The following is a 9,923-nucleotide window of genomic DNA, read 5'->3' on the forward strand; positions in this document are numbered from 1 at the left end:
ACGGCCTCAAGACGCGCAAGCTTCTGGCCTCGCAGATCAAGAAGTAAATCTCGTTAGAGATGATGCAGGCGGCGCCCCGGTGACGCCGCCTTCGCGCTTCACGTCACGCCGAATTTCCGCTCCGGCGCCGTCATCTGCCGGCCGGGGCCGATGCTCGCCTCGTCCGATGTCTGGACGATCGAGATCAAGGGCAAGGGCGGTCACGCTTCCATGCCGCACATGGCGGTCGATCCGATCCCGGTCGCCTTCGAGATCGGCCTTGCGCTTCAGTCCATGGTCACGCGGCGCATCGACCCCTTCGACCCCGTCGTTCTTACCTGCGGCAAGGTCACATCGGGAACCACGAACAACGTGATCCCAGAAAACGCCACCATGCTCGGCACGCTGCGGGCCTGCTCGGAGCGTTCGCGCGACATGGCGCATAAGGGCATAGAGCGCGTGGCGACGAACATCGCTGCCGCGCATCTCTGCGAGGCGAGGGTCCGCATCGACCGCATCTATCCGGTGACGATCAACGATGCCGACTTCGTCACCTTCGCGCGCGGCGTGGCAAGCGATGTGCTGGGGGCGGAGAACTACATTTCGGCGCCCGCGCCGGTCATGGGCGCGGAGGATTTCTCCTATGTGCTCCAGCGCATGCCCGGCTGCATGATGTTCCTCGGCGCCATGCCAGAGGGGCATCACAGCCATGTCGCGCCCTGCCACTCGAACCACATGGTGCTCAACGAGGATTGCATGGCGGCCGGCATCGCGCTTCACGCGGCGGTCGCGCATCGCTTTCTCAATCAGGGCGTCTGACGCGCAAAGAAAAAGGGCGGCCGAGGGGCCGCCCGATTCAATTCTTCGTGGAAAGAGAGAGCGTCACGCGCCCTGAGCTTCGGCGACCTCTTCTTCCTCGATGTCCCTGGTGGTTTTTTTCGGCAGCTTCACCGCGCGCAGCATGAAGGCCGGAACGTGATCGCCGAGCCCGATGACCTTCGGTCCCGCATCCTCGTCATGGCGTCCGCGTCCCCGTCCGCCATGGCGCTCGCGCTGCGGCCGTTCGCGCCGCTCTTGCTCGCCATGCGCGGGTTCCGCATGCCGGACCTGATGGATTGTTTCCGAGACGAGTTCCGCCACTGGGTCGGCGGGGGGCAGGGCCTCGGAATCGAGAATGGGCTCGGCCTTGACCGGCTGGGGCGCCCGCTCGCGCCCGCGGCCGCGCCTGGGCTTGCGCTCGCCGCCCTCGGCAGCTTCAGCAGCGCCTTCTGCGGGCGCCGCTGGCTCATGCCCGGGAGCGGCATCATGCACCGGAATTTCGGTGCCGATCAGCTTCTCGATCTGGGTGAGATATTTGCCGTCCTCGCGCGTCACCAGCGTATAGGCGGTGCCGGTCTTTCCGGCGCGGCCCGTCCGGCCGATGCGGTGGACATAGTCCTCGGCATGTGTCGGCACGTCGAAATTGAAGACGTGGCTCACATCAGGGATGTCGAGGCCGCGCGCGGCGACGTCGCTTGCGACGAGAAGGCGGATGTTGCCGGAGCGGAAGCCGTCCAGCGTCTTCATGCGCGTCGACTGGTCGAGATCGCCGTGAAGCGCGCCGGCCGAAAAGCCGTGCCGCTCGAGCGAGCGCTGCACGATGGCGACATCGCGCTTGCGGTTGCAGAAGATGATGGCGTTCTTGCAGTTCTCCGCCCGGATGAGGCGGCGGAGCATATCGCGCTTGTCCTCTCGCGCGGTCTTGACCACGGCCTGCGTGATGTTGGCGCTGGCGGAAGCGGGACGGGCGACTTCGATGCGTTCGGGATTTTGAAGGAAGGTGTCGGTGAGCCGCTGGATTTCGGGCGGCATGGTCGCGGAGAAGAAGAGCGTCTGCCGCGTGAATGGGATCTTCTTGCAGATTTCCTCGATGTCGGGAATGAAGCCCATATCGAGCATCCGGTCGGCTTCGTCGATCACGAGGATCTGCACGCCGGTAAGCAGCACCTTGCCGCGCCCGCAATGGTCGAGCAGGCGGCCCGGCGTGGCGATGAGGACGTCGACGCCGCGGTCGAGCTTCTTTTCCTGGTCGCCGAAGGAGACGCCGCCGATGAGCAGCGCCATCGAAAGTTTGCTGTACTTGCCGTAGGTTTCGAAATTCTCCGCGACCTGCGCCGCAAGCTCGCGCGTCGGCTCCAGAATGAGCGAGCGCGGCATCCGCGCCCTGGCGCGTCCGCGTGCCAGCCGGTCGATCATCGGCAGCGTGAAGGACGCCGTCTTGCCGGTGCCGGTCTGCGCGATGCCGAGCACGTCTCGCCCGGCAAGCACATGCGGAATGGCCCTCGCCTGAATGGGAGTGGGTTCAGTGTAGCCGGTTTCGGCTACTGCCTTCAGCACATCGGCCCCGAGGCCGAGTTCGTCAAATTTCATATAATGAGGCCCGTTTTATACCATTTACCGGCTGCCCGATGGTGGCCCACTCGCAGGGCCCGTGGACGCTTCAGTCTAGGGGGCAGCCATTTTGCGCGTCGTTCCGCGGCCGCGCTGTCCGCAATTCCGCGCAAAACATAGGGAATACGGAGGCGTTGTCAATTCTTGCCTCGGTCGCTTATGCCGATGAGACGCTAAATCCCGCCGCCAAAGGGCGATATGTTGAGCCCCTGTGGCGGAAACATCGCAGCGAGAAGCGATTGCATGGCCGCGCGATAATTCTCGTCGCCCGGTCCCTGAACGCTGTCGGCGGAAAGCGCGCCGCGTGCAACCATCCTGTCGCTCATGCAGTAAACGGCGATGACGCGAAACGGCGCGCCCTGCGGTGCCTCGGCGCCGCCAAGGGCGGCCGCATCCGTGCAGGCGGTTTCGCTCGGCGCGCTCGCTCCGTTGAAGATGAGTACGAGCCGCGTTCCCTTGCCCGGAGCCGCATTGGCGGGGAGGGGGCTCAGCGGCGCGCCGCCTGCCCATGCCGGTCCATGCAGTCCGGCGACGATGGCCGCCGCATCCATGCCGGGCGCGGGGGCGCCGCGCAGTTCCACATTGAAGCCGCCCGCCGAGATGACGGAAGGCTTGTAGAGCGAGGTCTGATCGACATAGGAGACGACCGGGAATGCGAATGCCGCGCTCCCGAAAAATCCAGTCATGGCAAGAGCTAAGGCAAATTTGTGGACACCGCGCATGATGTGCCTCCATCGGCCGCCCGGCCTCATTCCAGCGCTGGCCGGGGCGTCCTCATTCTAGGCGCGATGAGCCTGGCCCGGAATCAAATACAAGCGCGTCAGATATCGAGGTCGGTCGCGAAGGCCGCGCGTTCCTGAATGAACTGGAAGCGAAGCTCGGGCTTGTTGCCCATCAGCCGCTCGATGGCGCTTCTCGTTTCCTTGACCTCGGCCTCGGGAACCACCACGCGCAGCAGTGTCCGCTTGTCGCGCAGCATGGTCGTTTCCTTGAGCTGAGAGGGAAGCATTTCGCCCAAGCCCTTGAATCTGCTTATTTCTACCTTGGCGTTGCTCCTGAATTCCTTCTTCAGAAGCTCGTCCTTGTGTGCATCGTCGCGCGCATAGGCCGTCTTGCCGCCCTGGGTGAGCTTGTAGAGCGGCGGCACGGCGAGATAGAGGTGCCCCTGGCGGATGAGATCCGGCATCTCCTGATAGAAGAAGGTGATGAGCAGCGAGGCGATGTGGGCGCCGTCGACGTCGGCGTCCGTCATGATGATGATCTTCTCGTAGCGAAGATCGGCATCGCGATAATGCGAGCCCGTGCGCACGCCAAGCGCCTGAACGAGATCGGAGATCTGCTGGTTCTGCTGCAGCTTCGCGCCGCTCGCGGAGGCGACGTTGAGGATCTTGCCGCGCAAGGGCAGGATCGCCTGCGTCGCGCGGTCGCGCGCCTGCTTCGCCGAGCCGCCGGCCGAATCGCCCTCGACGATGAAGAGTTCGGAATTTTCCGCGCCGGCCTGCGCGCAGTCCGCGAGCTTGCCCGGCAGGCGCAGCTTTCGCGTCGCCGTCTTGCGCGCGACATCCTTCTCCTGCCGCCGCCTCAGCCGGTCCTCGGAGCGGTCGATCACCCAGTCGAGGAGCTTGTTCGCCTGCTGGGGCGAGGCCGTCAGCCAGTGGTCGAAATGGTCGCCGATCGCCTTCTCGACCAGCCTTTGCGCCTCGGGGCTTGCGAGTTTTTCCTTCGTCTGTCCTTGAAATTCGGGCTCGCGGATGAAGACGGAGAGAAGAACCGTCGCCGTGCCGAGCACGTCTTCCGCCTGAATTTGCGCCGCCTTCCTGTTGCCGACGAGTTCGCCATAGGCCTTGAGGCCCTTGGTCAGCGCCGCGCGCAAGCCTGCCTCATGCGTGCCGCCCTCGCTGGTCGGCACGGTGTTGCAGTAGGAATGGACGATGCCTTCGCCGCCGCCATGCCAGGCGATGGCCCATTCAGCCGCGCCATGCGCGCCCGCGCGCGAAACCTTGCCGGAAAAGGGGTCGGCCGTCACCCAGTCCTGCTCGCCGATCTCTGCGCGCAGGAAGTCGACGAGCCCGCCCGGAAAATGCAGCACGTCCTCGGCGGGCGTTTCGTCCTTGATGAGGGCGGGGGCGCAGTGCCAGCGGATCTCGACGCCGCCGAAGAGATAGGCCTTCGCGCGCGCCATGCGGTAGAGACGCGCGGGTTTGAATGCCGCGCCCTTGCCGAAGATTTCGGCGTCGGGATGGAAGGTGATCCTCGTGCCGCGCCGGTTCTGGATGCGCCCTTCGTCGATCAGCTTCGTCTTCGGCGCGCCGCGCTCATAGATCTGGCGATAGAGCGTCTGGTCGCGCGCGACCTCGACCTCGAGCCGGTCGGAAAGCGCGTTGACGACGGAGACGCCGACGCCATGAAGGCCGCCCGATGTCTCATAGGCTTTGCCGCCGAACTTGCCGCCCGAATGGAGCGTGGTGAGGATGACCTCGAGCGCCGACTTGTTCTTGAACTTCGGATGCGGGTCGATCGGAATGCCGCGTCCGTTATCGGCGACCGTCAGGCTCCCGTCCTCGTGCAGCGTCACGTCGATCCAGCCCGCATGGCCCGCCACGGCCTCGTCCATGGCGTTGTCGAGCACTTCGGCGAAGAGGTGGTGCAGCGCCTTCTCGTCGGTGCCGCCGATATACATGCCCGGCCGCCGGCGCACGGGCTCGAGCCCCTCGAGAACCTCGATGTCCTTGGCCGAATAGGTGCCGTCGTCCTTTGCGGCTCTGGGCGCGGATTTTGCCTGTTTCGGCGCCTTGGGCGCAGCGGCGAAGAGATCGTCGATAGGGGCGGCGGGCTTGGTCGGCTTGCGAGCGGCCATGAAAACTCGAACTTGAAGCTGGGGGAACGAATCGAGGCCGATTGTAGGGCGGGGGAGGCGGATGGGGCAAATGACGCTGGTTCGGCCAGGTTTCTAGGCCGGGCTCGCCTCGATCACGCTGGCAAGCCCCACCGTCGGCACGATGCGGTCGAGCCTGAATCCCGCCTTGGCCATCAGCGCGCGATATTCCTCCTCGGTGCGCTCCCGGCCCGTCGTCGCCACCAGCATTTCGAGATCGAGGAATTTCGAGAAATGCGCGACTCCCGGTTCGGGGATGACGTGTTCGAGCAGGAGCAGCTTCCCCGTGGGTGGAATCCTGGCGCGGATGTTTTTCATGATGAGGATGGATTCCTCGTCCGACCAGTCATGGATGATGTGCTTCATCACATAGGCGTCGGCGCCGCCCGGCACACCATCGAAGAAGCTGCCGCCCTCGACCGTCACCCGCGAGCCGAGCCCGGAGGCGTCGAGATAGCGCCGCGCGCCTTCCGCCGTCTGCGGCAGATCGTAGAGAATGCCCTTCATGCCCGGATTGAGCATGAGGATGGAGCCGAGCACCGCGCCATAGCCGCCGCCAATGTCGGCGACCGTCTTGAAGGGCGAGAAATCATAGGCCGCGAGAATGGGGTCCAGCTCCATCTCCGAAACATTGATCATGCCCTTGTCGAAAATGTCGCCGCGCTCCCTGTCGCCCGAGAGATACTCAAACGACTTCATGCCGTGCAGATGCTCGATCGCGTTGCCGCCGGTCGCCACGCAATGCGCGAGGTCGCCCCAGTTCGCCCAGTTGATCTGCCCCTGAAAGATCGAGAAATGCCGCATCGATTGCGGATGGTCTGTCCTCAGCGTCGCGCCGAGCGGCGTCAGCCGGAAATTGCCGAGACTGTCCTCGGCGAATACGCCGACGGTCGAGAGCGCGCGCATCACGCGATAGAGCGCGTCCGGATCGGCGCCCACTTTCTCGGCAAGCGTGCGCGACGAGATGGCGGCGTCTTCGCTCATATGGTCGGCGATGGCGAATTTCGCCGCGACCGAGATTGCCTGCGAGATCCAGAAGCCCGAAAGCATCTCGATGAGGGCGACGGGCGGCGGCACCATTCTGCGTGCAAAGGTTGTGAATTTCAGTCTGGCCTTGCCGACAAGCGCGGCAATGGACGCAGGCGGAAGTTTGGGTTTCGCCGTCCTTATCCTGACGCTTTCCATGATGCGATCCTCTGAGATCCCGCCCCGAAACCGTGCGTCAGTCTAATCCCGTCCGCCGGGCGCCCGCAATTCGCTCCCTTCCGCTTCGCCTGCCGGTCGGGCTTGCGTGAAACGGCCGATATGCCACATTCGGACATTACCGAAATTGCGAGGGGGAAAGTCATGTCCGATAGTCCGGCCCAGGCGGCTAAAACCACCATTGCAACGCCGTTGACGCTGCCCTGCGGCGCGACCTTGAGAAACCGCCTGTCCAAGGCGGCGATGACCGAGGGCCTGGGCGATGCGCAGAACCGCGCCACCGAGGCGCATGTGAAGCTCTATCGCCGCTGGGCCGAGGGCGGGGCGGGCATGCTCCTTACCGGCAATGTGCAGGTCGATCGCCGCTGCATGGAGCGCCCCGGCAATGTCGCGATCGACGGTCCGCAGTCGAACGAAGCTCTCGCCGCGCTGCGCGCCTATGCGAAGGCCGGAACCGTCAACGACACGCATCTCTGGATGCAGATCAATCATGCGGGCCGCCAGACGCCCGCATCGGTGAACAGCGAGCCGCTCGCTCCGTCCGACAAGGCGCTCGATATGCCGGGCGCACAATTCGGCAAGCCCCGCGCCATGAGTGGCGCCGAGATCGAGGACGTCATCCGCCGCTTCGCCCATGTCGCCACCATCGCGCGCGAGACGGGCTTCACAGGCGTCCAGGTTCACGGTGCGCATGGCTACCTCATCTCCGAATTCCTTTCGCCCGACGTGAACACGCGCACGGACGAATGGGGCGGCAGCCTCGAAAACCGCGCGCGCCTGCTTCTCGAGATCGTGCGCGCCATCCGCAAGGCGGTCGGCCCGGATTTTCCGGTCTCAGTGAAGCTCAATTCCGCCGACTTCCAGCGCGGCGGTTTCTCGCATGAGGATTCGATCAAGGTTGCCGCATGGCTCAATGCCGAGGCGATCGACCTTCTCGAAATTTCGGGCGGCACTTACGAGCAGCCGCGCCTCGTCGGCCTCGACGACATGACGCTCCATCCCGAGAAGGCCGAAAAGCGCAAGGAGAGCACCATCGCGCGCGAAGCCTACTTCCTCGAATATGCGCGCGACATCCGCGCCGCGGTGACCATGCCGCTCATGGTGACGGGCGGTTTCCGCACCATCGGCGGCATGAATGCGGCGCTTGCCTCGGGCACGATGGATGTCGTCGGCCTTGCGCGCCCGCTCTGCGTCGATCCTTCCGCGCCGGCGCGGCTTCTCTGCGGCGCGGTGCGCGAGGTGCCGGCCTATGAAAAATCGCTGCGCATCGGCCCCGGAATTCTCGGGCCGCACAGCCGCTTCAATATCATGAAGGCGCTCAATGGCTGGGGGCAGCAGGGCTGGTTCTGCCTGCAGATTCTGCGCATGGGGCAGGGCCTCGACCCGGATCTCAATCTCGGCGTCTTCAAGGCGTTCCGCGCCTATGCGAAGAACGAGGCGAAGACGGCGGCAGCCCTGATGCGCTGACTTTGCCGTTCGCAACCTGTCACCCCGGACTTGATCCGGGGTCCAGCTTTGCCGCGCGTGCGAGGAAGATGGATGCCGGATCGAGCCCGGCATGACGGACAGGTGTCGCAACACGGGTCGCTCGCTTCTTGCTGCCTTGAAAGCCTCACCACCGGCCGGAGGCGCCGCCACCGCCCGAGCTCCCGCCGCCTCCGCCGAAGCCGCCACCCGAGCCGCCGCCAAATCCTCCGCCTCCGCCGCCCCACCAGATGCCTCCGCCACGCCCGCCGCGACGGCGCGCATTGGCGACGAAGAACATCCACACGAGGAAGAAGATGAGGAAGGGCACGACGTCCCGCCAGTCGCCCTGATCACCGGTTTCTTCGGGCAGGGCGCCGCCGCCCAGAACCGTCAGGATCGCGTTCGTGCCGGCCTCGATCCCGCCGGGAAGATCGCCCTCCCTGAAATGCGGCGTGACGATGTTGCGGATGATCTGGCTTGCGAGCGCATCGGTCAGCGTTCCTTCGAGCCCGTAGCCGACCTCGATCCGCATCTCGCGCTCGTTGGGCGCGATGAGGAAGAGGACGCCGTTGTCCTTGTCCTTCAGGCCGAGCGCCCATGTGCGGAAGAGCGCATTGGCGTAGCTTTCGATGTCGTTCCCCTGAAGCGAGGGCACGGTCGCGACGACCACCTGGTTCGTGGTCTTCGCCTCATGCGCGGCGAGCGCGGCCTCGAGCCTGGCGATCTCGTCTGCGGGCAGCACATGCGCCGCGTCGACCACCCGCCCGGTGAGCGGCGGAAAGGCGATCCCGGCCGCAAGCGCCGCGCCCGCCGCGAGCCCCAGCCAGAGCCCGAGCAGAAGCGCAGGCAGGGGCCAGCGGCGCGGCATCAGAACTGAACCTGTGGCGCCTTTTCCGCGCCCGCTTCGGCCGCGAAATTGGCCCGCGGCTGGGCGGAGGGATAGAAGATCGCCGCGACGAACCGGCCGGGATAGGTGCGGAGCGTCGTGTTGTAGGTCTGCACGGCCTGAATATAGTCGCGGCGCGCCACCGAGATGCGGTTCTCGGTTCCCTCGAGCTGCGATTGCAGCGTCAGGAAATTCTCGTTCGCCTTGAGCTGGGGATATTGCTCCGCGACGACGAGCAGGCGCGAGAGCGCGCCGCCGAGTTCGCGCTGCGCCCGGTCATATTGCTCCACCGATTTCGGATCGCTGGGATCGGGTGCCGGAAGCTGACCCACACGCGCCCGCGCATTCGTCACTTCGGTCAGAACCTTTTCCTCATGCGTCGCATAGCCCTTGACGGTCGCCACCAGATTGGGAACGAGGTCGGCGCGCCGCTGATACTGGTTGAGCACCTGCGACCATGCCGCATTCGCCGCCTCGTCCTGACGCGGAATGGTGTTGACGCTGGAAAAGAGCCAGATCAGGCCCAGCAGAATGATGGCAATGATGCCCCAGAGCACGACGCGCGCGTTCGACATGAGATCCCTCTCATTCCCTTTGTCCGATGCGCAAACGCTATCTGCCATCGGCCCATTCGGCAACGCGGCGGCATTGCCATGCAGGAGAGGAAATAGGGTGCCGTTTGGGGATGGTAAGTGGGGATTTCCTGTTCGGAACATATGCAACCCCGCTCAGCGGAAGCCCCGGATCTCCTGTCGGGCGTTCCTTGCGGGGTTGCTTATGGATGTGCCTCTGGCACTCGCCCGCGCTTTAAAGCCGGGCCTGATCCATTGTCTCGATCGCCTGCGCACTCAATGTGCGTAATGCTGACGTCAGACTTGTGTTGCGCTCTGTGGCCTACAATGTTTGCTGACCGACTACGCAGGTAGAACGCGACAGGGTGACGATGAAGTGCAAGGTTCAAGACTTTCAGAACCTTCCTTGCGTCGGTGGATTCATCTTCTGAAACCTCCTCCTTCAAGTCTCTGATGCAGGAAAAGGCTAGGCCAAATCGGTGCGGAACGTCAATAACAAAAGCCTGATTTG

General features: G+C 64.6%; 7 protein-coding genes and 1 pseudogene. 2 read left to right on the top strand and 6 right to left on the bottom strand.

Annotated elements, in window-relative coordinates:
• Positions 1-81: 81 nt before the first annotated feature.
• Positions 82-798, top strand: a pseudogene (locus tag PKA57_RS09980) (amidohydrolase); the annotation flags it as partial.
• 63 nt (positions 799-861) lie between these two features.
• Here the strand turns inward: PKA57_RS09980 and PKA57_RS09985 are convergent.
• The 4 genes from PKA57_RS09985 to PKA57_RS10000 all read right to left on the bottom strand — a co-directional run bounded on the left by PKA57_RS09985 (position 862) and on the right by PKA57_RS10000 (position 6,469).
• Positions 862-2,388 (bottom strand): DEAD/DEAH box helicase, encoded by a 1,527-nt coding sequence (locus PKA57_RS09985; protein ID WP_324300092.1) that lies wholly within the window; start codon positions 2,386-2,388, stop codon positions 862-864.
• Positions 2,389-2,582: 194 nt separating this feature from the next.
• The gene (locus PKA57_RS09990; protein ID WP_324300094.1) at positions 2,583-3,095 is read right to left on the bottom strand and encodes a hypothetical protein; all 513 of its coding nucleotides are present in this window, start codon (positions 3,093-3,095) and stop codon (positions 2,583-2,585) included.
• Positions 3,096-3,229: 134 nt separating this feature from the next.
• Complete coding sequence (gene parE / locus PKA57_RS09995) at positions 3,230-5,266, bottom strand: DNA topoisomerase IV subunit B (protein WP_324300096.1); 2,037 nt, start codon at positions 5,264-5,266, stop codon at positions 3,230-3,232.
• A 93-nt stretch (positions 5,267-5,359) separates the two neighbouring features.
• Positions 5,360-6,469, bottom strand: a complete 1,110-nt coding sequence (locus tag PKA57_RS10000) for a methyltransferase (protein WP_324300099.1) — start codon at positions 6,467-6,469, stop codon at positions 5,360-5,362.
• Positions 6,470-6,631: 162 nt separating this feature from the next.
• On the opposite strand from PKA57_RS10000, the gene PKA57_RS10005 reads away from it, so the two are divergent.
• On the top strand, positions 6,632-7,954 hold the full coding sequence (locus PKA57_RS10005) for an NADH:flavin oxidoreductase/NADH oxidase family protein (RefSeq protein ID WP_324300101.1): 1,323 nt from the start codon (positions 6,632-6,634) through the stop codon (positions 7,952-7,954).
• 145 nt (positions 7,955-8,099) lie between these two features.
• On the opposite strand, the gene PKA57_RS10010 is transcribed toward PKA57_RS10005, so the two are convergent.
• Both PKA57_RS10010 and PKA57_RS10015 read right to left on the bottom strand, forming a co-directional pair.
• Positions 8,100-8,822 (bottom strand): TPM domain-containing protein, encoded by a 723-nt coding sequence (locus PKA57_RS10010; RefSeq protein ID WP_324300103.1) that lies wholly within the window; start codon positions 8,820-8,822, stop codon positions 8,100-8,102.
• Complete coding sequence (locus PKA57_RS10015; protein WP_324300105.1) at positions 8,822-9,415, bottom strand: LemA family protein; 594 nt, start codon at positions 9,413-9,415, stop codon at positions 8,822-8,824. Before PKA57_RS10015 ends, PKA57_RS10010 begins: the two co-directional genes overlap by 1 nt.
• Positions 9,416-9,923: the final 508 nt, after the last annotated feature.

Origin of the sequence: Parvibaculum sp. (assembly GCF_035325945.1) — a bacterium.
Lineage (GTDB): Bacteria > Pseudomonadota > Alphaproteobacteria > Parvibaculales > Parvibaculaceae > Parvibaculum.